Annotated in this window: 20 protein-coding genes; 11 read left to right on the top strand and 9 right to left on the bottom strand. The window is 47.3% G+C overall.

All coding sequences use genetic code 11. The features are described 5' to 3' along the window. Complete coding sequence (locus A596_RS00840) at nt 1-2,913, bottom strand: insulinase family protein (protein ID WP_052417087.1); 2,913 nt, start codon at nt 2,911-2,913, stop codon at nt 1-3. Between the two features lie 44 nt (nt 2,914-2,957). Then, nucleotides 2,958-3,242, bottom strand: coding sequence for a sulfurtransferase TusA family protein (locus A596_RS00835; RefSeq protein ID WP_039911954.1), 285 nt, complete (start codon nt 3,240-3,242; stop codon nt 2,958-2,960). A 287-nt stretch (nt 3,243-3,529) separates the two neighbouring features. Here A596_RS00835 and A596_RS00830 point away from each other — a divergent pair, with 287 nt between their 5' ends. Next, complete coding sequence (locus tag A596_RS00830; RefSeq protein ID WP_052417086.1) at nt 3,530-4,939, top strand: M48 family metalloprotease; 1,410 nt, start codon at nt 3,530-3,532, stop codon at nt 4,937-4,939. 32 nt (nt 4,940-4,971) lie between these two features. Here A596_RS00830 and A596_RS00825 read toward each other — a convergent pair whose 3' ends face one another. The 3 genes from A596_RS00825 to A596_RS00815 form a co-directional block, all read right to left on the bottom strand. Beyond that, entirely contained in the window at nt 4,972-7,539 is a 2,568-nt protein-coding gene (locus A596_RS00825) for a sensor domain-containing protein (protein WP_039911952.1), read from the bottom strand. Between the two features lie 221 nt (nt 7,540-7,760). Next, nucleotides 7,761-7,979, bottom strand: a complete 219-nt coding sequence (locus tag A596_RS00820) for a SlyX family protein (RefSeq protein WP_039911950.1) — start codon at nt 7,977-7,979, stop codon at nt 7,761-7,763. Nucleotides 7,980-7,983: 4 nt separating this feature from the next. Further along, entirely contained in the window at nt 7,984-9,171 is a 1,188-nt protein-coding gene (locus A596_RS00815) for a serine hydrolase domain-containing protein (protein WP_235425586.1), read from the bottom strand. Nucleotides 9,172-9,253: 82 nt separating this feature from the next. Between A596_RS00815 and yciH the strand changes: the two genes are divergently transcribed. Together yciH and A596_RS00805 are read left to right on the top strand one after the other, a co-directional pair. Next, nucleotides 9,254-9,583: a stress response translation initiation inhibitor YciH gene (yciH, locus tag A596_RS00810; protein WP_039911948.1), complete on the top strand. Its 330-nt coding sequence runs from the start codon at nt 9,254-9,256 to the stop codon at nt 9,581-9,583. A 1-nt stretch (nt 9,584) separates the two neighbouring features. Further along, nucleotides 9,585-9,845: a DUF3820 family protein gene (locus tag A596_RS00805; protein ID WP_039911947.1), complete on the top strand. Its 261-nt coding sequence runs from the start codon at nt 9,585-9,587 to the stop codon at nt 9,843-9,845. A gap of 15 nt (nt 9,846-9,860) precedes the next feature. Here the strand turns inward: A596_RS00805 and A596_RS00800 are convergent, their stop codons facing one another. After that, nucleotides 9,861-10,649, bottom strand: a complete 789-nt coding sequence (locus A596_RS00800; RefSeq protein ID WP_039911945.1) for an AraC family transcriptional regulator — start codon at nt 10,647-10,649, stop codon at nt 9,861-9,863. A 114-nt stretch (nt 10,650-10,763) separates the two neighbouring features. On the opposite strand from A596_RS00800, the gene A596_RS00795 reads away from it, so the two are divergent. The 8 genes from A596_RS00795 (at nt 10,764) to A596_RS00760 (ending at nt 21,514) form a co-directional block, all read left to right on the top strand. Beyond that, the gene (locus A596_RS00795; RefSeq protein ID WP_084127865.1) at nt 10,764-12,008 is read left to right on the top strand and encodes an MFS transporter; all 1,245 of its coding nucleotides are present in this window, start codon (nt 10,764-10,766) and stop codon (nt 12,006-12,008) included. Between the two features lie 113 nt (nt 12,009-12,121). Then, a complete protein-coding gene (locus A596_RS00790) occupies nt 12,122-12,664 on the top strand; it encodes a hypothetical protein (protein ID WP_039911944.1) in 543 nt (180 codons plus the stop codon). 98 nt (nt 12,665-12,762) lie between these two features. Further along, nucleotides 12,763-13,089, top strand: coding sequence for a rhodanese-like domain-containing protein (locus tag A596_RS00785; protein WP_039911943.1), 327 nt, complete (start codon nt 12,763-12,765; stop codon nt 13,087-13,089). 17 nt (nt 13,090-13,106) lie between these two features. Continuing rightward, the gene (locus A596_RS00780; protein WP_039911941.1) at nt 13,107-14,174 is read left to right on the top strand and encodes an AraC family transcriptional regulator; all 1,068 of its coding nucleotides are present in this window, start codon (nt 13,107-13,109) and stop codon (nt 14,172-14,174) included. A 268-nt stretch (nt 14,175-14,442) separates the two neighbouring features. Next, nucleotides 14,443-15,570 (top strand): serine hydrolase domain-containing protein, encoded by a 1,128-nt coding sequence (locus tag A596_RS00775; RefSeq protein WP_160280057.1) that lies wholly within the window; start codon nt 14,443-14,445, stop codon nt 15,568-15,570. 113 nt (nt 15,571-15,683) lie between these two features. Then, the gene (locus tag A596_RS00770; RefSeq protein ID WP_084127910.1) at nt 15,684-18,182 is read left to right on the top strand and encodes a YgiQ family radical SAM protein; all 2,499 of its coding nucleotides are present in this window, start codon (nt 15,684-15,686) and stop codon (nt 18,180-18,182) included. A gap of 196 nt (nt 18,183-18,378) precedes the next feature. Next, entirely contained in the window at nt 18,379-20,583 is a 2,205-nt protein-coding gene (locus A596_RS23405) for a bifunctional serine/threonine-protein kinase/formylglycine-generating enzyme family protein (RefSeq protein ID WP_052417085.1), read from the top strand. An 82-nt stretch (nt 20,584-20,665) separates the two neighbouring features. Continuing rightward, nucleotides 20,666-21,514 (top strand): hypothetical protein, encoded by an 849-nt coding sequence (locus A596_RS00760; protein WP_039911938.1) that lies wholly within the window; start codon nt 20,666-20,668, stop codon nt 21,512-21,514. Nucleotides 21,515-21,582: 68 nt separating this feature from the next. Here the strand turns inward: A596_RS00760 and A596_RS00755 are convergent, their stop codons facing one another. The 3 genes from A596_RS00755 to rnhB all read right to left on the bottom strand — a co-directional run bounded on the left by A596_RS00755 (nt 21,583) and on the right by rnhB (nt 26,992). Then, nucleotides 21,583-22,530, bottom strand: a complete 948-nt coding sequence (locus A596_RS00755) for an acetyl-CoA carboxylase carboxyltransferase subunit alpha (RefSeq protein WP_039911936.1) — start codon at nt 22,528-22,530, stop codon at nt 21,583-21,585. Nucleotides 22,531-22,811: 281 nt separating this feature from the next. After that, entirely contained in the window at nt 22,812-26,345 is a 3,534-nt protein-coding gene (dnaE, locus tag A596_RS00750; protein WP_039911935.1) for a DNA polymerase III subunit alpha, read from the bottom strand. 32 nt (nt 26,346-26,377) lie between these two features. Further along, nucleotides 26,378-26,992 carry a ribonuclease HII gene (gene rnhB, locus A596_RS00745; protein WP_200882830.1) on the bottom strand — a complete coding sequence of 205 codons (615 nt, stop codon included), beginning with the start codon at nt 26,990-26,992 and terminating at the stop codon, nt 26,378-26,380. Between the last annotated feature and the right edge of the window lie 6 nt (nt 26,993-26,998).

Below are 26,998 nucleotides of genomic sequence, written 5' to 3'. Positions count from 1 at the left end.
TCAGGGGGTAGATAAAGGTTGCAATTGCTGTTTGTAAGACAACAAATCATCGATAAGAAAAAAGTTTTCACGTTCAATTAATTTCTGCGAACTCAACCATAATCGACGATTTTTATCCGTAAATATTGTTCGATAATATTTAGCGAGTGATTCCGGAGTAATGCGCGAAACCGCATCAGCCAAATCCAATCGTCGGGAAAAATGCTCTTCATAAACGGTGATTGCATTCCAATAGCGGTCACTTTGTTCTTTTAATGAGCGCGCTGGCTCTCGCAATTCATTTATCAGTGATTGTTGATTGATGGAAAATTCTTCTGAATTCGCAATGCCCTCAATTTTCTCCGCAAGAAACTGATCGATCTCATTGATAATGTCTTCCTCACTGGCAACAGGCGATTGCACAACTAGCAAGGTATTTTCCACAGCCAATAAGGGAGCAGGAATCGCAGCAACAATGTAGCCCAATTGTTTTTGCGTACGCAGTTGATAATAAAATGCCGGTTGTAATAGCTGCCTTACTAACAACATATGCGCATTATCATCCACAGAATTGGAATTGTTTTGTATCAATAACTCCACAATGCTATCTGAATGTTCTAAATTATGAACATACAACCAGGGCTTGTCGGACGATTGGGGCAACATCAATATTTTTTGTTCGGGCAATTCGCGCACAGCTTGTCGATTCAGCAGTTCATGCTCCGCCAGCACGGCCAACTTCAATGCTTCTGCGCGAAAATAATTACCATAAAAAAATGCGTCAAGACGCGCATCAATTAAATGCCTGCCGGCAAATTGGCTAAGTTGCTCAAAAGTAGTAGATTCAAGTGCAGTAATTAATTGCGCATTACTCCATGCCGGTGTCATCTGCAAAACAGGGATTTGCTTTGCCAAGACTTGATATGGCAAATCTTTATTTTGATTACGTAAGTTTCGCAGTAAATTTTCCTTTAACAACGCAAAGCGCTCCTGGGTGAATTTACCGCTCCTTATCGCCTCCATAACCTTGTTTATAAGCAATCCCTGGCGGCCGGAATAACCAAAAATTTTAATATCAAACCCACGTGTATTAGCTTCAATAGACAACTCAATACCCGCTAAACGAGCAGGATAAACAAACTCACCGAGCTGATCGTTAACTAGCGCGATAAATAATTGCTCTCTCACCGCACCAGCGGCATTAGCAGCAACCAACGGGGATTTAACACGCAAATTAATAGTGGCCCGCGGCTGGATAAATTCCCGATCCTGCGTGTACCACACCCGGGTATTTTTGTTATTTACAATTAACTCCGGTTTACGATTAATCACTGCGCCCTGCTGCTCCAGCATGGAACCGGTTTTAACGGTAAGCCGCTTGGGGATAAACAGGTTTTTATCCGGCAATGACAGCTCCTGGCGCACCGCAGGTTTTAATTCCATCAATTCGGAAATACCTGCACGCAAACTGTAAGGCGCAGAATAGAGCCTGGAAATCCGATATGCATTAACTTCTGGTGCAGTGAGTGTAACCAGAACATTATCGCTGGTTAAAAAAGACAAACTTTTCTGGATAAGTTTTTCGTCATAGTCAGCATACAGCAAATTTCCACTGAGGATATCTTGTGGCTTGTAGATACTCATGGACTGAGCCAGCTCGCTAACGGTCTCCATCGGTGGGCGCTTTTCCTGGAAACGGAAATCCAGGTCAGCCATTACCTGAAATTCGTTATAACGCCAACTCGAAGCACCCCGTTCACGTAATTGTTCAATGCAATAAAACACCAGCGATGTAATTTGATCGCGTGCACGAACCCCTTGGGGAGTGAGCTGGATATTCACCTGAAAGAGCGCATCGCTACGATTTTCCAGTGTGGTGTTAGCGTAGACCGCATCAGCCCAGCCCAATCGTTTTAATAACGACAACAAGCTACCGCTGCCCTCATGCCCTAATAAATGAGCAATATAACTAAAGGGTTTGGTTTGATAAAAATCATCAGGGTTGGGAATCGGAAATGAAAAACTTAAATTGCGGAGTTCTTTTTCAGGCTTTATTTCCAAACTGGCAGGCAAGGTATCTGCATTAAATAATGAAGGGTATTTTGCAGAAATATTAGTGTCTCGTTGCGGTACATTCACAAAGCGTGGACGAACCATCTTTTCCAGCACATCCAGGGGCTCACGCCCTAACACCACCAGATTCATTAAATGGGATGAATAATGCTGCTCATAAAAAGCAAGCATATCATCGCGCACCGAATGACCTTCGCGATCTGCCAGGGTAGTTAAATTACCTACCGAAAATTTTGCACCGGGATGTTCAGGGTTCATCAACTCGCGATAAATATCCCACTCGCGGCGACCATCATCTTTTAATTTGGCTAGATACTCTGAATGAACCGCTTTGCGCTCACGCTCTACATATTCAGGAGAAAATAAAGGGGCGACAAAAAATTGGGAGAAACGATCCAGTGCCGGCTCAAGCTGGCTATTATCGATATCAAAAAAGTAATTGGTATTTTCTGCTGCAGTGTAGGCGTTATAACTACCCCCGTGGCGCGCAATAAATTCCTGGTACTCACCGGCATGCGGATATTTTTCGGTACCCAGAAATAACATGTGCTCCAGAAAGTGCGCCAATCCTTCACGATCGCGAGGATTTTGGTTAGCACCAATATTTACATCGAGCGCGGCAGCAGATTTTTCAGTAGCGGGATCAGAAATAAGTAAGACACGCAGCTGGTTTTCCAATACCAGATAACGATATTCACGTTTGTCGTTTTCACTTTTTTTCAGCGCGATCGATTTTTGCTGGTCCGTAATTTCTGTCGGCTCAAGCGCAACACTTGCCAGCGGTAGAGTTAACAAACAAATGCACGCTGCATAAATTGCAGAAGAAATCGCACCGCGCTGTTTGCTACACACTTTTGCCATAACACACTCACTTACACATCAATAATCTGCAACTGCAGCGATGATTATTTACCAGTAGCGGAATTTGCAGAATTGGCCTTTTTCAACAAATAACAAAAGGCACCGTCTCGCTCGATATAACCAATCAGTTCATGTCCGCTAATGTTGGCAAAGGCTTGAAAATCCCGCACCGAACCAGCATCAGTCGCCAACACCCGCAGCACTTCACCAACAGCCAGATCCCTTAATGCCTGCTTGGCTTTCAAGAGGGGCAACGGGCAGCGCAACCCATAAGCATTAACTTCCGCGGTAACCGGATGGGTAAAACAGTCAATCACCCTGTCAGTCATAGTCTTTCACCTGCGCGCCGCTCTGATTCGCGGAATAAACCAGACTTTTTGTGCCAACCAGCGAACCAGCGTGACGGAAAAAGGTCTCAAAAGGTTGCTAACCTAGTCTTTACGCGTCAAAAAGGCTAGAGTTATGCCGAATTTTTTGTGCCCTATCCCTTGTAGGCCAGTCATACTCAGGAGTCCGCCCTTCCGTGTCCAGGCTAGTGAATCGCTCTTTGCTCCCTTTTTATTGCTCATTTCAATCACGGTGCCGGCAAATATTGCAGCCCATAGGGGTTGCCTTGATGGTTCTCTGCGGATTGGCCTTTACGCCGGCAAGCCACGCCGATGTAGATTTACCAGACCTGGGCGATAGCAGTTCAATCACCATTTCACCGGTACAGGAGAAAATCCTGGGGCAACGTTGGTTGCGCGCTTACCGCAGCCAGGTCCCAACGTCCTCGGACCCGCTAATCATCAATTATCTGGAACAACTGTTTACGCGTTTGATCCCGTACAGCCAACTGACCGAAAAGCGCATCGATTTGGTGGTCGTCGAAAATAACACGCTCAATGCATTTGCGGTACCGGGCAATATTATTGGTGTCCATACCGGCCTGCTGAACTATGCCAAAAGTGAAAACCAGTTAGCCGCGGTGCTTGCCCACGAAATGGGCCACCTTAGTCAACGCCATTATGCCCGCCGCCTTGAGCAGCAAAAGAATATGATGGTACCGATGCTGGCGGGAATGCTGGCCGGTTTAGTGCTGGCAGCCAACAGTAATAGCGATGCAGGTGTTGCGGCAATCATGGGTACCCAGGCTGCGGCACAACAGGCGTCCCTTGCCTTTAGCCGCCAGAACGAGCAGGAGGCTGACCGTATTGGTATGCAAACAATGGTAGAAGCAGGGCTTGATCCCCACGCCGCAGCGGATATGTTTGAGGAAATGGTACGCGCTAATCGCCTTAATCGCCGCCCCCCGGAATATCTACTGACTCACCCGGTGAGCGAAACCCGTGTTGCCGATGCACGCAACCGTGCACAACAGTACCCACGCAAACCTGCTGTTGATGACCTGGAGTATCAACTAATGCGTAGCCGTGTGCGTGTAGACGCCGAAGAAACACCACAAACTGCTGCACGGATGTTCAAAAGTGAATTGGATAAAGAAAGCCTTTCTCCCGACGCGAGTCGCTACGGCTGGGTGTTGGCATTAACCAAGTCCAGTCAATTCGGCCCCGCGCGAGAGGCATTAGCGCCGCTGCTTGAAAAAGACCCGGATCGAGTGACCTACCAAATCATGCGGGCCGATATCGAAATCGCCGCGGAGCGCTACAAACCAGCATTGGAAATCCTGGAGGCACAGCTCAATAAATACCCCAACAGTTATCCGTTAATTGTTCGCCATGCGGAAGCATTAATGAAAGCGGGACTTTATAAACAATGCGCTGAAATCCTGGATCTTTATTCGCGCAAGCGCAGCAACGATGACTACGTGTGGTATTTATTAGCGGAAGTCAATGGATTGGCCGGCAATATTTTAGGAGTGCATGAAGCGCGTGCTGAATATTTTATTTTGAACGGTGTTTATGACCGCGCCCAGATCCAGTTGCGCAACGCGTTGAAATTAACCAAAGATAACGCTTATCGCACCGCACTTATTGAAGAGCGCCTCAAATACGTAGAAGCGCAATTACAGAATAATGGTTTTTAAGGATCCAATACTTTCGATAGCCGTAGCGCAAATTACTGCGGCTGTTTAATCCAGCCAGATTCAACAATCCACTCATCCGTATTTACGACCGCCATTGGTCGCCCGATAAAATACCCTTGCGCTTCATCACATCCCATTTCGGTGAGGCGCGTTAACAATGCTTCATTTTCTACGCCCTCAGCCACAACGGTTAACCCCATGTTGTGCGCAAGATGGATTGTTGAATTGACAATCAACTCATCTTGCAAATCATCCATCATATTACGCACGAATGAATTATCGATTTTTAATGTTTGCACTGGCAAACGTTTAAGATAAGCCAGTGATGAATAACCGGTACCAAAATCATCAATGGCCAAATGCACCCCCAATGCATGCAAGGCATCCAGATTGCGCAATGCGCGCGTGGGGTCAGTCATGATGGAGCTTTCGGTAATTTCCAATTCCAATCGCGTTGGTTGCAACTGATATTTTTTTAATAAACGATCCACCAACTTGGGAATATTGTCGTCCATTAAATTGCGCGCAGATAAATTCACCGCAACACTCAGCGCCATACCCTGATCTTGCCAGCGCCGGCATTGTTCAATCGCACGCTCCAAAACCCACGCGGTTAATTGATGAATGACACTGGTTAATTCGGCGATTGGAATAAAATCATTAGGGGGGACAAAACCTAATTCAGGATGTATCCAGCGAATGAGCGCTTCAAAACCGTAACATCGTTTTTCATTCAGCAGCACTTTCGGTTGATAATACAAACACAATTGGTTTTCGCGAATTGCACGCCCCAACTCACTAACGATCGCCAAACGCTTGGTTGAATGGGGATCATACTCAGCACTATAAATAGACAAACCAAGCATCTGGCTTTTTGCATAGTACATAGCGATGTCGGCATAGCGCATCAATTCATGATGATCCTGGGCTTGTTGCGGGCTAATTGCAATGCCGATACTCGCACTTACTTGCGTTGTAAATCCATCCAGATCAAACTCCTGAGACAACGCATCCAATAACCGGTGTCCAAAAACAACTGCCTGGTGAGTACTCCGGATGCGCGGCAAAAACACCGCAAACTCATCGCCCCCCAGGCGTGCTACAGTGCCTGGAACTTCCGACATTTCATTAGCCAACCGCGGACCAATTAATTTTAATAAATGATCGCCAACGTTGTGCCCCAGTGTATCGTTAATTTCTTTAAAACGATCCAGATCGATTAACAACAATGCACTGATTTGTTCAGCACTGCGCTTTTCAAAGCACGCCTCCATATCTACATAAAGCTTGTTGCGATTGGGTAGCGATGTGAGTGAGTCATGTTGGGATTGGTAGCGTAACTTATCTTCGTAGCGTTTGCGTGCGGTAATATCTTTAGTTGTGCCCCATACCCTCCTCAAATAACCATCTTCAACAATACCGGTACAACAAATTTGAAAAAAATATTGTTTACCGCGGCTATCTTCACGCACTATATCGTGATCGATCATCTGGTAATTATTTTTAACAAAAAAATCAATATCAAATACGTAATTACGTGAACCACTGTCGATCAAACCCATGCCGAGAATCTCATCCAGCGATTCCACACCGAGCATTCCGAGCAAGACTTTATTCGCTTCCACCAAACGTGCATTATTGGCAATTTGGCGGGACTGGGTTTCTATGTCTTTAGTAATTGCGATCGCCGGTTGCATTTCATAACACCAGATCGCTTCGGAGCTGTGCATGATAAATGCTTTGTAACTCGCTTCACTTTCCTGCAACGCATCGCGCGCGCTTTTCTCGCGCGACAAATCCTGCAGCTGGATTAATACCCGCTCGATATCACCCTTATAACCGCGAATGGGCAAAAAACTTGCGCGGAAAAATAAATTTTTATTATTCACAAAACGACTGCGATGAATATTACCCAATAAATAATTGGTTTCTATCGTTTGAATTTTTCCTTGTTCATAGACTTGCTGGATAGCCTCAAGTAATTCAGGGTCGCGACTGACGCGCTTATCACGCAAGATCGAATAATAACCCGCCGCCATTTCGGCCTGGCGGTGGTTCAAATGGAACATTCGCTCCAGCGCCTGGTTCATATTCAATATCACACCTTGCCTATCGGTGATCAAACTGGGAATCGGGCTTTCCGCAAATAATCCGGATAAAAATTGCAATGCATATTGATCACCTGGCTGTGCCAGCAAGTGGCGCGCGCTGATCACCACACCGTGAAAATAACGCGCGCCATCATCATGTGTTGGCTGCAAGCGTGCGACAAAGCGCAGATGCGGTTCACCTGGCAATCCCACTAGACGCAAATCGCAGGAGCGCAAACGTTCGTAGTCCTGATCAAAGGGGTCAGTGTTGAACAATTGCATAAATAAATATTTGTCGGCGACAGGCAGGAGCTGCAATAAATCAGTCAGGCGATTCAACGCAGGGGGATTGGGTATTGCAGCAGCCAGCAACCCGGAAGTAATAAATAATTCACCGCTAATTGCTTCCATACTCCAGGGCGCGACGTTGGACGAGTCCAGTACGTTGTCCAGAACAAGATCACCCGGTAACTCTGAGGCTGGATCACCCGATGAATTGGAGTGCTGCATAGAAATAAGCTTGCCCTGTTTCAAACGTGCTACGACAACAAATTGATGATTAAGAAAAAGATTTTCAGACCAAAGTGTAGCCAAGAATTTTTAGAGCAAGCCGATAACAGGTATTAGTTCACATTAATTGTCATTAATGAGAACCAGTGCGCCGTTGCACTTTTAGTGTTTGTCATTTTTTTGGCGAAACATTCAAGTCACTATTTCGTCCATAAAAATTGTCAGTAATGCGGCGGCCTCTCATCCTGAATTTGTTCACCGCCCTGCCCCTGTGTACGCAGTGAGTCCTCAAGGCGCTGGGCAAGAATGCGAATTTGCTGTTTAAGTTGGGTGATATCCGCATCCTGTTGGGTAATTACCTGATTCAATTGCTCAAGAGTATCTTCCTGATAAGCAACCCGTGTTTGTAAATCGATTAATTGTTCTTGAAAGTCAGTCATGGTGTTACTCCAGAATTGCGTAAATTGCATCAATCAAACGCACAGCGCGCTCATCAATTAATAAACCCTGCCCCATACGATGGGTAACGTAACCAAAACCCACCTCAAAATCCGGATCGGCAAATGCCACGCAACCGCCTGCACCGGGATGCCCAAACGCACGCTCGCCGCGACCGTAGCGACAATCCGCACGCTGGTGTTGGGATAGCATAAATCCATTACTGAAACGCAATGGCAAACCAAGGGTTTGATCTTGTTCGAACGTTTGCTCTTGCCAGCAGAGCGGCAAAATGGATTCATTCAATAATCCGCTGGCGCTGGCGAGATTGCCGAAAATAGTGGCGAGTGCGCGCGCATCGGCATGAGCATTGGCTGCCGGAATTTGCGCTTGCCGCCATTCGCGCGAATTGGTTGCAGTCATCAGACTGATGGGATTGGAAAATGCGCGATTGGTTACACCGCGCGGGTCAGCCTTCATAATTTTGCCCAATGCGATGCTATCAGCACCGGTAGAGAAATTTGGTAAACCTGCAGGGCGTTTTAACGGACCGGTATCGGCAATGTTATCGAGCAACGCATCCGGTACACCGAAATAGCAACTCACTCCCAAAGGCCCGGCCACTTTCGCCTGGAAATAATCGTTCACACTCGCGTAGCCGCTTGCACGCTTGATAATTTCGCCAAGCGCCCAACCGAACATAAACGGCGAATAACCCTGTGCAGTACCAGGAATCCACCAGGGTGATTCAGCAGCAACCGCAGTTGCCATCGCTTGCCAATCAAATATTTGCTCATTGGCGAGGTGCTGATGAAACGCCGATAAACCCGCGCGATGGCACAACAATTGGCGCAATGTAACCGCACCTTTATCGGCTTGCGCAAATTCGGGCCAAAGCCCCGCCACAGGTTCATCCAGCGCCAGGGTTCCCTCGGCAATCAATTGCAAAACACAAATGGCAACCAGCCCTTTACCCGCCGAAAAAATATTAACCAGGGTCTGCTCGTCCCACTCACGCGCCTCAATACCCGCCAGTTTATTACTGCGCTGGCCAGCCCAGATATTCACCACCAGCGCACCGCGATAATGCAACGACACCCCAGCCCCGGCTTCGCCCATGGCAAAATTGGCTGCAAAGGCATCCACCAGCGGTTGCCATTCCGGGGACCATTGCCCTTTTACTTCAATTGTCATAACCGATTCCTGCAATGTAGTGCGTGGCATTCTAACAGCCTCGGCAGGTAGAATTGGCCATGCATTCGCAAGAGATCACATCATGAGCAAAGACAAAAACTCCCGCCTCGTTTATTCCACTGAAACAGGCCGCGTTAAAGAAGAAAAACCGGCGGCCGCAATTCCGCAAGGCGACGGTATTGTGCGTATTCGCCGTGAAACGGCGGGGCGCAATGGCAAAGGCGTGACTACCGTTACCGGTGTGCCGCTGGACGAAGCCAAATTAAAAGATCTCGCTAAAGCCCTGAAAGTACTCTGTGGTGTTGGTGGTTCAGTAAAAGATGGCGTGATTGAAATCCAGGGCGACCAGCGCGATAAGTTAAAAGCGGAATTGGAAAAACGCGGCTTCACTGTAAAAATCGCCGGTGGTTAATGTGGACGAATTTCCATTTGATCCGCAGTTGTTAAAAGATCTGGTTACCACACCCATGCCCTACGGCAAGTACGCCGGCCATGTTATCGCCGACATTCCCGAACATTATCTGGTGTGGATGGCACGCGAAGGTTTTCCCAAAGGAAAACTCGGTAATTTATTGGGTTTGATGTACGAAATCCGTTTGAATGGCCTGGAAGGTTTATTAAAACCACTGAAAGAAAATCCACGCTATTTCCAGGGCGATAAAAAGCTCAACTAATACATGCTGAATGCCTTATCGCTCATTTCCTTTTTGCAAATATTGATTGGGCGCTACGCCGAAGGTGCGTTTAAACATCGCCGAAAAAGCGCTGGGATTCGCATAACCCAGCGCATCAGAAATACGGGCAATGTTCTCACCGCGCCCGAGCCGACAAAGTGCATCTGCAAGCTGAACCTGTTGTACCCATTGGCGATATTTCATTCCGGTTTCTTTGGGAAATAACCGGATTAAAGTGCGCGCGCTGGCACCGGCCAGCTCCGCCAATTCTTCAATCGTGCGTGTTACACCCGGCGTGCTCATGAGCAAATGACAAACGGTTTGCAAGCGCCGATCCTGCGGCCAGGGAATTTGCACTGCTTGCGTTGCCGCGCGGTCAATCTCACTCAAAATTAACGCAACCAGGTGCTCACCCCGCCCGGGGATCGGGTATTCCGCTGGCTCCTCCAGCAAACCTAAAATCAATTCGCGCAATAATCCCGATACCGAAATAGCACGGCACTCTCTACCGGGTGATAACGGAATGTCGGCACTGACAAACAACGTACGCATTTCCAGATCGCTCATCATGAATGAGTGGTGCTCCACATTGGGCGGCACCCAGAGCGCGCGGTGCGAGGGAATTGTCCAGACGCTATCCGGCGTGATCACCCGCATGACCCCTTCAACGGCATAGAGCAATTGCGCGCGTGGATGAGTGTGCGACGGAATTTCATCGCCATTGGCGTAATGTCCACTCCAGGCCACGATGGGGCGCGGTACGAGTTGTAATTCTTCCGGGCTACGTTGATAAACAATGCTCATCTTGCGTTTCCATTAAACCTTTAAGTTGTCACATATTCGACAGTTTATGTCATTTCTGTTTATTTTTGATCTTTATACTGCCATGGAACCAATTCCCCGGAGATACCTGCCACCATGAGCAAAATGGAATCCATTCCAAACCAACCCCTTGCGCCTGCTGAATTTGACGCGACCAAACTGGTGTTGCCGGTCGTGGGTGCTGTTGCCTTTGTCCATCTCCTGAACGATTTGATCCAGGCGATATTGCCAGCCATCTACCCAATGCTGAAAACCAGCTATGACCTGAGTTTTACCCAGATAGGAATGATCACGCTGGTGTTCCAGCTGACTGCATCTATCCTCCAGCCGGCGATTGGCCTCTATACCGATAAACACCCCAAGCCATATTTATTGCCTATCGGTATGGTGTTCACACTGATCGGGTTGATCATGCTCGCGGTAGTGAACAGTTACGCCGGTTTATTGATTGCCTCGGCGTTTGTCGGCCTGGGTTCATCGACGTTTCACCCGGAAGCATCGCGTGTTGCGCGCATGGCATCGGGTGGTCGCTTCGGGTTTGCGCAGTCGTTTTTCCAGGTAGGAGGAAATAGCGGTTCTGCCCTCGGACCATTGCTGGCAGCGGCGATTATTATCCCGCGCGGCCAAAGCAGTGTCGGTTGGTTTACGGTGTTTGCGGTGCTGGGGATTATCGTATTGTTCAGCGTGAGCCGCTGGGTTGTGCGCACCCACGCGGCACTGGGGGCAAAACGCGTGGCAACGGTAAATCACTTGCCGCGCAACAAAGTAATTACTGCGCTGGCCATTTTAGGTTTGTTGATATTTTCCAAGTTCGTGTACATGACATGCCTCAGCAACTATTACACCTTTTATCTGATCGAGCGCTTCCACCAGCCAGTAGAATCCGCGCAATTATTTCTGTTCATATTTTTGGCGGCGGTAGCGATAGGGACATTTGCCGGCGGCCCGTTAGGCGACAAGATTGGCCGCAAACTGGTGATTTGGGTATCGATCCTCGGCGCCGCGCCCTTCACGCTGTTACTGCCCTACTGCAATTTGTTCTGGACAGGAGTATTCAGCGTAATAATCGGCCTGATTTTGTCATCCGCGTTCTCGGCAATTGTTGTGTTTGCGCAAGAATTGGTGCCGGGAAAAGTCGGCTTGATCGCCGGATTGTTTTTTGGCTTGAGCTTTGGTTTGAGTGGTATATCCGCTGCAGCATTGGGCGGATTAGCAGATGCTACGGACATTATTTTCGTCTTCCACTGCTGCGCTTATTTACCGTTGCTGGGGATTTTTACCGCCCTGCTTCCCGATCTCAATCCACAACATACACCCGATCGCAATCCACAACATAAATAAGTCACACCACGATAACTGGAGCCACATTATTGACGTGTGGCTCTGGCCTGGATTTTGCTCATACCCCTCTATCAATAGAGAACCGTCGTTTTTCTGACAGAGGGGCAATGCATATGGATAACGAACTGTTTTTACAAATCACTGACACATCATTAAAAATCGGCCTGGGTGCGTTGATCGCCGCCGTTACCGCCTGGGTTGTACTGCGCCGCAGCGGCGGCTCCCAACAATCTGCCAATACCGCTGGCGATAATCGCCGCATCCAGATTCTGGAAGATGTCTCCAGCCAGGTTGGAACTGTTTCCCACATATTCGCCAAATATTCGTCATTGGTAGTGGAATCCATCCAGTTTGGCGAGCGCTGGCCGCAAGCGCGCCGCATCGAGTTGGAAAGCGTCAACACCGAGCTGGTGGCCGAGTTCAAAAAAATGGCGGAAGCCGAGGCGAAACTATTGATGCTGGGTGAAAAAAACCTGGAGCGCAGCCTGCGCTTGTACGGCGCTAAAATTGCCGTATATCGCAAACAGGTCTATGTGGGCCGCAAAGATATTTCCCTGGAACAAATTACCGCGCTGAAAAACGCCATCGTTCAGGTCCGGGAGCAGTTTTACGATATGTTAAGCCGCAAATATGACCGTTTACTTGCCAGCGTCTGATCATTAAAGCGTTTCCCTAACGCCCGCTATTGCGGGCGTTGTTGTTTATACTGCCGTGAAATCCCCTAACCACTGGAAGACTCCACAAGGAGATTGGTATGCTGCGCCCCTTCTTAAAACTCATCAGCACAGGTTTATTGCTTATTATGTCTACTACCGGTTTTGCCAACGAGATCTGGATTGATGTTCGTACTACCGACGAATTTAACGCAGGCCACCTTGAAGGTGCCGCACATATACCCTACGAAGAAATTGCCGCCCGCATCAACGAAATCACCACCGACAAAAACGCAACAATTCATCTCTATTGCCGTTCCGGTAATCGTTCTGGTATCGCACAACAAATCTTGCAATCGGTTGGCTTTACCAATGCAATCAACGAAGGCGGATACGAAGATCTTCTGCGCAAGCAAGCCGGCCAGTAAATTCACGAACAACCGGGATGTTAGCCAGCGTCGATTTCTTTATCCGTTATGCCTGCATCGGCCAGCTGATGTTGCTGGCCGTCCTGTTTTTACAATATCCGATCGCAAAAAAACTGCCGATTATTGAACGTTGTATTCCCGTTTTGTTAACAATTTGTTTCGCCGCTTTCCTATTGCTCACCGCGCCTTTTGTTCCTCGCCCCCAGGGAATAGCCCGGCATATTTTGCTGTGGTTAACCGATGCAACCCCGTTCTTTTTGTGGTGGTGTGGCCAGAGTTTATTTGATGACAATTTTAAACTGCGCCGCTGGCCACGCTGGAGCCTGATCGCCCTCAGCTTACTCGCACTCTGGCATACCTATTATTTCCTGGTACTGGGCGGCCATGGCCCCTACCACGACCTAAACCACGTGTTTGGATTAGTTATCATGGTGCATTTAATTGTGTCGGTAATAAATAACTGGCGCGACGACTTAATTGAGCAACGCCGTACAGCACGCGCCTGGCTGGTATCCCTGCTAGCCCTGTATTTTGTGATTCTGTCAGTCGTGGAGCTGAGTAATACCGGTTTGAACCGCAACCAGATTTTTATGCTGGCGACATCCATATTGTGTTTAATTGGAAGTACCGTCATCGGGTTGATGATGCTTAACCATCGCATTGCATTTATACAAACAAGCAACCATACACTGACGCACATTCCAGATACGACAAGTGAATTGCAGGGTTTGGGTGTAGCGGATTCCGAACTTTATGAACGGTTAAAAATATTTATTGAAAATCGTGGTTATCTGCAATCCAACCTGGTGATCTCCCACTTGGCTGCGCAATTAAATTGCCCTGAACATCACTTGCGCAAGCTTATCAATCATCGCTTGGGCTACACCAATTTCGCAGCGTTTCTCAATCACTATCGCATCGAAGAAGCTTGTGCACGGTTAAAAAACTCTCCATTACCCGTATTAACTATCGCGCTCGACGTGGGTTACGGTTCTATTGCGCCGTTTAATCGCGCATTCAAAGAAATCACTGGTGAGACGCCGACCAGCTATCGCAATAAAATACCTGTGCCGGATTCAAACTGACATCATCACCCGGCTAATCCAACCGTATAAAAATCATTCAACGCCTTTATATTTCACCCAAAAAATATCGTTTTTTCAAAATCGATCAGCTTTTTTTTGAATTCGATAAGACTTTTCATTGCTCGCTCGGCACTTTGTCTGTGGTTAAAAACAACTTACAAGGTATGTATCGATGCTTCGCAACCTAATAATTTCAACGCTTGTCCTATTTCTCGCCTGGTTTAGCTGGCCGATTTATCAATACTTCGCCTATGAAGGCAAAGTGCCTATGTTTTTCCCCACAGATTTTGTGTTGCCAGATTCCAACCCTCGCTCAACCGACTACTCGTCCCATCCACAGTCCCGCGCGGCACTGGATTTATTGGAGCAACATAAAACCAATATCCATGCACCCGCGATCTCTGCTGCGGTTGCGATTGATGGAAAGATAGTATGGGCCGGTGCAACCGGGTGGGCGAATATTGAGAAACAAATCCCAGTCACAACAGGAACGCAATTTCGTACCGGCAGTACGGCAAAAGCATTAACCGGAACCTTGCTCGCCAAAATGGTCCAGGAGGGAAAAATCAATCTGGATACACCCATTGCCAATTACCATCCGCACTTGCCTAATAAAGAATGGGAGCAGTTGACTCCACGGCAATTGGCATCGCATACCAGCGGTATTCCCGATTACATCGATAACACCGGTGATTGGTGGGGCTTTTATCATTTGGTCACCTTGAAAAAACGCTATTTGTCGGCAAATGAGTCGCTGGAAGTATTTGATGGAACATCGTTGCTGTTTGAGCCAGGTACTCAATACCATTACGCCACCTTTAACACCGTATTATTAAGTGCTGTACTGGAAACAATTGCAGGTGAAACCTATTTAAAAACAATGCACCAAAAAATATTTACGCCATTAAATATGGCCGCGACAGATGCAGAATATGAATCGAGAAATGATGCGACCCTGGCTGATTTTTATTGGAATGACGATGGCCGTTATCCCCACTTTCGCCGTTGGCGAACCGTCGATTTAAGCCACCGCCTTGCCGGTGGAGGCTTTGTTTCCACGCCATCTGATTTGGTAAAACTCGGCTCGGCCTGGTTAGATGACAGTTTTATCTCACCTCACATCCGCCAACAATTCTGGCAACCACAAGTGCTGGCATCAGGAGAAGTTAACGAAGATAACTATGCCCTTGGTTGGCGTTGGGCCGATTATGAGGATGAGCACGGGAAGCTGCATAACGCCAATCACGGTGGCGTATCGCGCGGCTCACAATGCTGGCTAATGGTAATCCCGGAGCAAAACATGGCAGTGGCGGTAATGATCAACTCCAATGTGCAAGAATTCTGGGATTTTGGCAAAGTGAGTATTCCCCTCGCCCGCCTGTTCCTAAAACAATAATTCACGGTGACAATTCGCAGTGACATCAGGCGGCGCAACTAAAAAAATCTATTGCCCACGCCCTATTTCTGGGACAATAGCCGCCTGATTCCTACCCAATGCCGTACCTGATCATGAGCAACACCGCCAAACACCTCTTCTCCTACACCAAACCCAACATCCACGCCCAGGCCAAAACCTATAAGCCTGCGCCATTCCTGCCCATGAGCCGGCAGGAAATGGACAAATTGGGTTGGGATAGTTGCGACATTATCATCGTATGCGGTGATGCTTATGTAGATCATCCGAGTTTCGGGATGGCGGTCATTGGCCGGTTTATGGAATCACTGGGGTTTCGCGTGGGCATCATTGCCCAACCGGATTGGAAAAGTGCGGAACCATTTAAAGCATTGGGTAAACCCAACCTGTTCTTTGGCGTTAGTGCAGGCAACATGGATTCCATGATCAATCGCTACACCGCCGATTTGCGCCTGCGTTCTGACGACGCTTACACACCCGGTGGCATGGGCGGAAAACGCCCTGACCGTGCAGTCACGGTTTATAGCCAGCGCTGTAAAGAAGCTTACAAAGATGTGCCGATTGTACTCGGTGGAATTGAGGCCAGCCTGCGCCGTATCGCCCAGTACGATTACTGGAGTAACGAAGTCCGCCGTTCAGTTTTGATCGATGCCACTGCCGATATTTTGTTATACGGCAATGCTGAACGCGCGATTGCTGAGGTCGCACACTCACTGGCGGCCGGAAAAAATATTAAAGAACTCGATAATATTCGCGGCACCGTGGTAATTAAAAAAGAGCCGCCTGCCGGCTGGACTGAAATTGATTCCACGCGCATCGATTGGCCCGGCAATATCGATAAATTACCCAACCCTTACGAATACCAACACAACAGCAAATCAGTTGTCGATGCTGCACAAACCGATATCAATAATTCGCAAGTCGGTTTGCGCCAACTGGATCCGGAAAAAATGGCTGAGCAAATTGCCGCATTGAACCCGCTTGCAGCAAATGAAGAAAAACTTCAAACACAAGGTTGCCCCGCACAAGGAATTGAAAGCGAAAAAGTATTGGATCCAAATGAGCCGCAACCAATTCGCATCATTCCCATGCCGCTACAAAATCGCAGCGATCTGGTGGATGACGAAAAAGTGTATGTGCGTTTACCGTCATTCGATAAGGTGCGCAAAGATCCCATACTCTACGCTCATGCATCGCGTGTTTTGCACCAGGAAGCAAATCCGTTTAACGCGCGCCCGATGATTCAAAAACACGAGAACCGCGAAGTCTGGATTAACCCGCCACCAATCCCATTGGAAACCGATGAACTCGATGGTGTATTTGATTTGCCTTACGCGCGCATACCGCACCCGGTTTATGGCAAACAAAAAATTCCTGCCTACGACATGATTAAAACCTCCGTAAATATTATGCGCGGATGTTTTGGCGGCTGTACTTTCTGCTCGATCACCGAGCACGAAGGGCGGATCATCCAGAGCCGTTCACAGGAATCGATCCTCAAAGAAATTGAAGATATTCGCGATAAGGTTCCCGGTTTTACCGGCCACATTTCCGATCTCGGTGGCCCTACCGCGAATATGTATCGCCTCACATGCAAAGATATGCCAACGCTGAGTAAATGCCGGCGCTTATCGTGTGTGCACCCAACGATTTGTAAAAATCTAACCACCAGCCATAAACACACCACTAATTTGTATCGCGAAGCGCGCAAAATTCGCGGTGTGCATACAATCTCTATCGCATCCGGTTTGCGTTATGATCTGGCAGTGCAAGATCCTGAATATGTAAAAGAATTAGTGACGCATCACGTCGGTGGTTATTTGAAAATTGCACCGGAGCACACGGAAGATAATGTGCTCGCGCAAATGATGAAACCTAAAATGACCAGCTATTACGAGTTCAAACGCATGTTTGATAAATTTTCGAAAGAAGCTGGCAAGGAGCAATTTTTAATCCCTTATTTTATCGCCGCCCATCCGGGCACGCGCGATGAAGATATGCTTAACCTTGCGCTCTGGTTAAAGAAAAACAATTTTGAAGTGGATCAGGTACAAACGTTTTATCCATCGCCGATGTCACTGGCAACAGCAATGTACGTGAGTGAACGCAATCCGCTCAAGAAACTGACATACAAGAGCAGCAAAATTGCCATTCCGCGCGGCATAGAACAACGCCGTTTACAGAAGGCACTATTGCGTTATCACGATCCGGCTAACTGGCCCATTATTCGTGAAGCCCTGCGTAAAATGCGTAAACCACATTTGATCGGCGGCAGCATCTCTGCACTGGTGCCGGATGAAGCCACAGAAAAAAGTCGCAACACCCAACGCGGCCACAACCCTAACGCGCGTGGAACGGGAAAATCATTTGCAGGAAAACCCGCTGCAACCGCGAAAGCAGCAAGGCCAACGAACGCAGGAAAGCCAAATACCCAGGCACAAAAACCGGCGGCAAAAGCGTTTGGCGATAAGTTTGAAAGTACAAAAAAATTCAATGCGCAGCAAACTGCAAAGCCGGCACACTCCAATCGTCCAGCCGGAAAAACAGTGCCCGGCAACAAACCCGGTGGCAAACGGCCAGCCCCTAAAAAATAGCCGGTTACATACCCGACACAAAAGGATTTGTGTATATAAAACAGTTTTTTCAGGCAGTCAGTTTTTTGCAAATCAAGCAGTTTTCGCAAATTGAACAGTTATTGAAAGTTAGCCGGTTTTTATCAGTCATCTCCGTTAAAATAACGCAACCTGATTCCCATTCATTTGTCGATACAAATTCACTTCGTTTATAAAAATGCAAATACCTGGCTACACCATTATTAAAAAGATTAATGCGGGCGGTATGGCAACCGTATTCCTGGCGACGCAACACAGTGTGGGGCGCACCGTTGCATTAAAAATCATGAAACCCTTGCTGGATAAGGATCCGGAATTCCATCAGCGCTTTCAGCGCGAGGCCAACATTATCGGCCAATTGTCACACCCTAATATCATTCCGATTTACGACATTGGTCGCCATGAAGGTTTAAATTACATTTCCATGGAGTTCTTACCCAAAGGATCGCTGGAAGAAAAGATCAAACAAGGTATCACTCCCGAACAAGCTATTAAAATAACGATTGGTATTGCTGCAGCATTGGAACAGGCGCATAACAAAGGTTATATGCATCGCGACATTAAGCCGGAGAATATTTTATTTCGCGACGATGGCTCGCCCGTCCTAACTGACTTCGGTATTGCCCGTACCATTAAATCCAAAGCCAATATGACCCAGGTCGGCACCGTAATAGGAACCCCCTACTACATGAGCCCTGAACAAGCTAAAGGTGAACCCAGCGATGGCCGCTCGGACCTATATAGCCTTGGTGTTGTGTTATATGAAATGCTCACCGGCGAAAAACTTTTCCATGCGGATAGTTCATTAGCCATCAGCGTCAAACATATCCATGAACAACCACCGCAGTTACCTGAACACTTATCCGCACTGCAAACAATTTTGGATAAGTTACTCGCCAAAAACCCGGAACTACGTTTTCAGACAGCGCGAGAACTAATTGAAAAACTCGAAACCATTTCCTTACACAATATCCACCTGAACACCAGAAAGAAATTTTTACCTTTTGCATTTCTCACAAAGATCGGCCAAATAATTGGCCAGGATGCAAAATTAATAAACACAAAAACCAAACAGTTGTGGCAAGCGAATAAAAAAATTGACCCGCCATTTATCCGTTCAGCAGAAGCCGCCCAAACGTTAGTGGCCAACAGCACCCAAATTGCGACACGCATTGCGTCCACAATACCGCAGCACACTATCAAGGCAACCGTAAATCACAGTGGTTTAATTACTCGCCTGGGCATTTATTCAATGTTGATTTTTGGTTTCATGCTTTTTGGTTGGCGAGCATTTTTTAGCAGTGAACAACCATCAGCAAAAGAGCAATGGGCCAGTATCACCGGGCAACAGGATACCGGCAACATAGCCAACCCAGCATTGATTCCACTGACAGTAAATCCAATTCCAGAAGATGCGCGCGTGCGCATTTTAAACATTCGCGAAAAATATATTCCAGGTATTGAACTACCCGGTGGTACCTATCATTTGGAAATCAGCTACCCGGGGTATGCAACAAAAAAGAAATGGATTCGATTAAACACGCAGAATTCATCCATCGATATTGCATTGCAAAAAACCAACCAAACGCAGGCTGGCAACACGTTGCCATTACCGGAGTTGGTATTGATAAAAGCGGGGAGTTTTTTTATGGGTAACCCAGGTACCCAGGGCGCCCAAGTTACCATCGCGCGTGATTTTTATATTAGTCGCTATGAGATTACCTTTAATGAGTACGATTTTTTTGCAGTAGAAACCAATCGCGCATTGCCTGATGATAATGGTTGGGGACGCGGCGAACGCCCGATAATTAATATAAGCTGGGACGATGCTAATGCCTATATAAACTGGCTCAATAAAACTACCGGAAAAACTTATCGACTTCCCACCGCTGCCGAATGGGAATACGCAGCGCGCGGGAACACCACCAGCAGTTATTGGTGGGGGAATAATACTGAAGATGCCCGTGGCCGCACTAATTGCCGCTTTGGCTGTAAAAGCTGGTGGGACAGTTTTTTTAATAATAAAACCCAGGTAGTTGGCGCATTTCCACCCAATGATTTTGGAGTGCATGATACCGCCGGAAATGTTGCCGAATGGACTAGCGATTGTGCAGACGCACCAAATCCATCGGCCACACCACAAACAGTATGTTTAAAACGCGCGGTGCGCGGTGGTGCATTTACCAGCAAAGTAGAAAATATTACTGTTTATTCGCAAATTGCTTTTACTGCCACAAAGTCCCGCAACAATATTGGTTTCCGTGTGTTACAGGAAATCCCGCAAGTACGGATAATAGAAGATCAATCCAATATGGAAAACCAACCGCGTCGCCGCAATATTTTCCGTGAACTCCGCGACAGTATTTTTAATCGCGACAATTAATATTTGCTAAATTTTTAATTGTTCTGCTAGGGTTAAGCGGCTCTGCAACAGCAGGGTTAATTTAATTAAAAAAGGAGTTCACATGAATAAGTTTGCTCGTAATATAGGTGTAGCACTGTTTAGCATGCTCAGTGCATCCAGCTACGCTAAAACATTTGAATATGATTTTACCGCGATTAATTCTTTGCCAGGGCCAATTCAATATCCAAACCTGAATTTTAATCAACCTAAAGCTGTTGTTTTTAAAGTCAATAAAGATCCACTAAGCCCTGATGTGCAAATTAACTCTCTGGAAGTCAGCTTTCCCAACGCCGCTAAATTGGTGGCCACAGGGTTTAGAAAGATTGAACCTGACCTTTATCGCGCCATTGTTGATGACGCCTGGATTTATCGCCAGGTATTTGTAGATGTAAGAGGTGTGGATTTTAATCGTCCCTTGCAATCCAATCCGCGCATCGAAGTTTCGATTTCAGAACAGGCCGGCTTCATCCAGCCGGAAGCAGCACCTAAAGGGCAACCGCTGTTTAGTGTTAATGGAATACTGCGCGATATAACTGTTGCGAAAATAGCAGATGTAGCAACAACTACGATCGACTCCAAACCCCTGACACTTTCCCTGAAAGATACACTGACCTACGCACCGGTAGAGAACCAGATTAATGGGCCGAGAGAAGGCTTTGCTATTGAGACACTTTGGCAAGGAAAAGGGCAAAAAACTATTTATGTTCCGGTGCCTGTACCGCAAGAAGATTGGGATCGGTTGACCGCAATAGCGATCACAATCAAGGAGATGACTATTCCTGGTGGCAAGGATTATTTCTTCAGTATCAAATATAAAGAAGAAAATGGTATTGAACGAACCACTAACGAGCAGCTGTTGAGGCCGTTATTGAATACTGTTTTTGGAACAACACCGCCCTATCCATATTAATCCCACACATAAAAAAACCGCTGATTTTTTTATCAGCGGTTTTTTTATCTCACGAGCTTGAAATTGTATTAATTTCCGTAGCTCATCAAGCGCTGATAACGGCGCTCCAATAAGGCATCAATAGGTTCTTTACTTAAACGATCCACTTGAGAAACCAGTCGCTCTTGTAATTTGCTAGCCATTTCATCCAGATTGCGATGGGCGCCGCCCAAAGGCTCAGGAATGGTTTCATCAACAATCCCCAGATCTTGCAATACTTTGGAAGTTACCCCCATCGCCTGAGCTGCTTCTGGCGCCTTGGTTACAGTTTTCCAAATAATATTGGCACAACCTTCCGGGGAAATAACGAAATACGTGGAGTATTGCAGCATGTTCAAATGATCGCCCACCCCAATCGCCAATGCGCCACCAGAAGAGCCTTCGCCGATTACGGTACAGATGATGGGTGTGCGCAGACGCGACATCACAGCAAGATTCTGGGCAATAGACTCAGAAATACCACGCTCTTCAGAATCGATACCAGGGTATGCGCCGGGGGTATCAATCAGGGTTAATACTGGCAGCTTAAAACGCTCCGCCATTTCCATCAAACGCAATGCCTTGCGATAACCCTCAGGGCGCGGCATACCAAAATTGCGCATCACTTTTTCATGGACGGTCCGGCCTTTTTCTTCGCCGATAACCATAACCGGTTTACCATCCAGGCGAGCAACCCCACCAATGATGGCCCTGTCATCGCCAAAGTGGCGATCGCCATGAAGCTCATCAAAATCGGTAAACACACGGGAAATATAATCAGATGTATAAGGGCGTAAGGGATGGCGGGCAACTTTAACAATGTCCCACGCAGTCAGCTTGGAATAGATGTTTTCGGTCAGTTTAGTGCTTTTTTCACGCAGCCTGGCAATCTCGTCGGCGAGATTAACATCAGAACTATTGCCGACCAGCTGTAACTCTTCTATTTTTCCTTCGAGTTCAGCGATGGGCTGTTCAAAATCCAGATAATTCAGATTCATAGCAAGCTCTTAATCCAGGTAGAAAGCTACCGATTTAACTTAATGGGGGTAAATGCATACCGGTTGCTGGTGGCTTTTTAGCCACACCTACGGATGCCATATTTGGGCCGCTACCTTACGCGAAAAGGGCGATTTAGTCGATCTTTTCCACTGAGATTCACGGGTCCAAGGCATCGCAGTGGCGCATTTTTCTTCATTAATACCAGCATAAGTCACCGACTATTCTGCGGCAGACAATTACCAAACATCCTTCCAAACGACGCCATAAAAAATTGGCAAAACTAATAAACCAATCGCACCCGACTACTGCCATAAGCATCGCGTAAGCGCTGCAATAACTCATCTTCTGGCCGAACGTTCCATTGCGCACCCAAGCGCATTTGTGCACGTGCATCACTACGCACATAATCGATCACTAAACCGCAGCGTGCTTCCTGCTGGGATGACTGGCGATAAGGTTCAAGCATCTCTGCAAAATCGCGTGCAAAGCTTGCCGATAAAACACCCGACTCCAATTCCAGAAATAACTCCCGCACTTTTTCCTGGCGCACGTCGGCAAGCAAACGTAAATTTTCAGCGCTCATCTTCAACATTCCACTGAAATCGTCGTAACGAACCTGGCCGCTAATAATTAACAGGCCATCTTTCAATAAAACGTCGCGCGCATTATTCAGCGTTTCAGCAAAGACCGTGACATCCATACGCCCGGTGCGATCATCCAGCGTGACAATGGCCATGTTATCGCCGCGTTTGGTTTTCACGATGCGCTGCGAAATAATTAATCCGGCAATTGTCTGGTTACTTTTTTCAGGCTTTAAATTGGCGATACGCGAACTGACCAAATGTTCCAGTTCGCTTTCATATTCATCGATGGGATGCCCGGTCAAATAAAGTCCCAGCGTTTCCTTTTCTGCGTTCAACCGCTCTTTCATTGTCCAGGTGCGAGTGCGGCGAAAATCCGCATACACATCTTTAGTCGCTTGTTCCTCTGCAATCACGGCGCCGAATAAATCCATCATTCCCGCATTAGAGTTTGCGGCAGCTTGCTCGGCAGTTTTTACTGCCTCACCCATTGAAGCAAACATCACTGCGCGGTCGTGATCAATAAGATGATTATCGGTATCGTACGTTGGCCCCAAGCGGTCTGCTGCACCGGAGCGAATAATGGCTTCCAATGCGCGTTTATTGACTTTGCGCGGATCAACACGTGCGCAGAAATCAAATAAATCCTTGAACGGCCCGCCTTCGTTACGCGCGGCAATAATGGATTCAACCGGACCTTCACCCAAACCTTTGATTGCGCCCAAACCATAAATAATCCGGCCCGCATCATCCACCGTAAAATGAAACTCACCGGAATTCACATCCGGCGGCAATAATTTCAATTTCATGGTGCGGCATTCTTCGATAAAGGTTACGACCTTATCGGTTTTATCCATGTCCGATGACATGGTTGCCGCCATAAAATGTGCGGGGTAATGCGCTTTTAACCACGCGGTTTGATAGGAAACAATTGCGTATGCAGCCGAGTGCGATTTGTTAAAACCATAGCCCGCAAATTTTTCTACCAGGTCGAAAATTTTAATCGCCAGCTCAGGATCAACACCCTGGTTTTTTGCGCCCTCTTCAAACACCGAACGCTGCTTGGCCATCTCTTCCGGCTTTTTCTTACCCATCGCACGGCGCAACATGTCTGCACCGCCGAGCGTGTAACCGGCAAGTACCTGCGCAATTTGCATTACCTGTTCCTGGTAAACAATTACGCCGTAGGTTGGCTCCAATACCGGTTTTAAGGTGTGATGCTGGAATTTTGCATCGGGATAAGCCACTTGTGCGCGGCCGTGTTTACGGTTGATAAAGTCATCCACCATGCCCGATTCCAACGGGCCTGGACGGAAGAGCGCTACCAATGCAATCAGATCTTCGATATTATCCGGCTGCAAACGTTTGATCAGATCTTTCATACCGCGGGATTCCAACTGGAATACCGCGGTAGTTTCTGCGCGTTTTAATAAACCAAATGTTTTGGGATCATCAAGCGGAATCGCACTGATATCGAGTGGTGCTTCACCTTTTTTCACGCGCTGTTTATCGATCATGATGCGTGCCCAATCGATAATCGTGAGCGTACGCAAACCGAGGAAGTCGAATTTAACAAGGCCCGCTTCTTCAACGTCGCCTTTATCAAATTGCGTAACAAGACCACTGCCGGTTTCATCGCAAAATAAGGGTGCGAAATCGGTCAATTTTGTAGGCGCAATGACTACACCACCGGCGTGTTTACCAACGTTACGGGTGAGGCCTTCCAACTGCACAGCCATTTCCCAGATTTCACCGGCATCGCCATCTATCGCAATAAATTCTTTTAACTGCGGCTCTTCTTCCAGTGCTTGCGCGAGTGTCATGCCCGGCGTGGGCGGAATCATTTTTGATAATTTATCGGCGAGGCCGTAGGATTTTCCTTGTACACGCGCTACGTCGCGCACCACCGCTTTTGCAGCCATGGTACCGAAGGTAATGATCTGGCTTACTGCATCACGGCCATAGTTATCTGCTACGTAGGAAATAACTTTATCGCGGTTATCCATACAGAAATCGATATCGAAGTCAGGCATGGAAACACGTTCCGGATTGAGGAAACGTTCGAACAGCAAATCGTATTGCAATGGATCAAGGTCGGTAATTTTTAATGAGTACGCAACCAGCGAACCCGCACCCGAACCACGCCCTGGCCCTACCGGAATATCGTGATCTTTGGCCCATTGGATAAAGTCCATTACGATCAGGAAGTACCCGGGGAAACCCATCTGGATAATAATATCCAGTTCGAAATTGATGCGGTCTTCGTAAACTTTGCGTCGCTCAGCATAATCAGTAGCTGATTTATCCAGGATACGTTCAAGTCGCTCGTCCAAACCTTCATGGGAGATTTTGCGAAAAAACTCCGCTTCGGTTAAACCATCAGGCACCGGATATTCAGGCAAAAAATATTTACCCATTTGAATATTGATCGTACAGCGTTTTGCAATTTCAACCGTGTTCGCAATCGCTTCCGGAATATCGCTAAACAATTCCGTCATTTCTTCGGCAGAGCGCAAGTATTGCTGATCGCTGTAACGGCGCTCACGGCGCGGATCATCCAGCGTTCTTCCCTCGCCGATACATACACGCGCTTCATGTACTTCAAATTCACTGGATTTTAAAAAGCGGACATCATTGGTTGCCACCACCGGGCAATTCATTTCGCCCGCGAGTGCTACCGCTGCATGCAAATGGTTTTCATCGTTTTCACGGCCAGTGCGCTGCAATTCCAGATAAAAACGATTGGGGAATTCCTGCATCCAACCCGCTAACAATTCCTGCGCTTGAGCTTGTCGCCCACCAAGCAACGCCATACCAACATCGCCAAACTTTCCACCGGAAAGTGCGATAACACCTTCACTGTATTCACTCACCCACTCACGCTGGATATAGGCAACACCTTGCTGCTGCCCCTGGCGCCATGCGCGCGAAATTAATTCGATAATGTTTTTGTAGCCTTTGTCTGTCATGGCTAACAAGGTAAGCAATGTGGGTTTGCCCTCAGCATCACTACTCGCAACCCAGAAATCACTACCGGCAATTGGTTTAACACCGGAACCTTGTGCCGCTTTATAAAATTTGATTAATCCATAAAAGTTGGTTTGGTCAGTAATAGCGCAAGCGGGCATATTCAATTCAGCCACGCGTTTTACCAATGATTTAATCCGCACCAGGCTATCGCTCAGTGAGAACTCGGTGTGCAAACGCAAATGGACAAAATTAGCAGCGGGCATAATGATTTTCTTAAAACAAAAATGGTAAAAATCTAGAAGAGTTGCATTTGTTCTATTTTGGCTTTTACTGGCGCATAAGAAGTACGATGTATAGGTGTAATGCCTAATTTGTCCAATGCATCCATATGTACTTTAGTGGGATAACCTTTGTGTTCTGCAAAGCCGTAGCCGGGATATTCTTTATCTAACAACACCATTTCACGGTCGCGAGTCACCTTCGCCAAAATGGAAGCAGCACTGATTGCCGCAACACGACTATCGCCTTTCACCACTGCTTCCGCCTGGTATTGCCATTTTGGTAATTTATTGCCATCCACCAACACATGTTCGGGTTGAATATGTAACCCTTGTACTGCACGAGCCATCGCCAATAAGCTGGCTTGCAAAATATTGATCTTGTCAATTTCCGCTACGGATGCGCGCGCAATACACCAACTCCTAGCCTTGAGTTGGATTTCATCAAACAGTAGTTCACGTTTTTTTTCAGTCAATTTTTTCGAATCATCCAAACCGGAAATCGGATTATCAAAATCAAGAATAACCGCAGCAGCAACTACGTCACCCGCCAGCGGACCGCGACCAACTTCATCGCAACCAGCCAATAAAATGCCGCGATAACTGGTAACAAAGGGCTCCAGAATAGTCATCAATCA

Origin of the sequence: Cellvibrio mixtus subsp. mixtus J3-8 (genome assembly GCF_000766945.1) — a bacterium.
Taxonomy (GTDB): Bacteria; Pseudomonadota; Gammaproteobacteria; order Pseudomonadales; family Cellvibrionaceae; genus Cellvibrio; species Cellvibrio mixtus_A.
The sequence above is the reverse complement of the archived record's forward strand: the minus strand, read 5'-3'. Positions and strand labels throughout refer to the sequence as shown.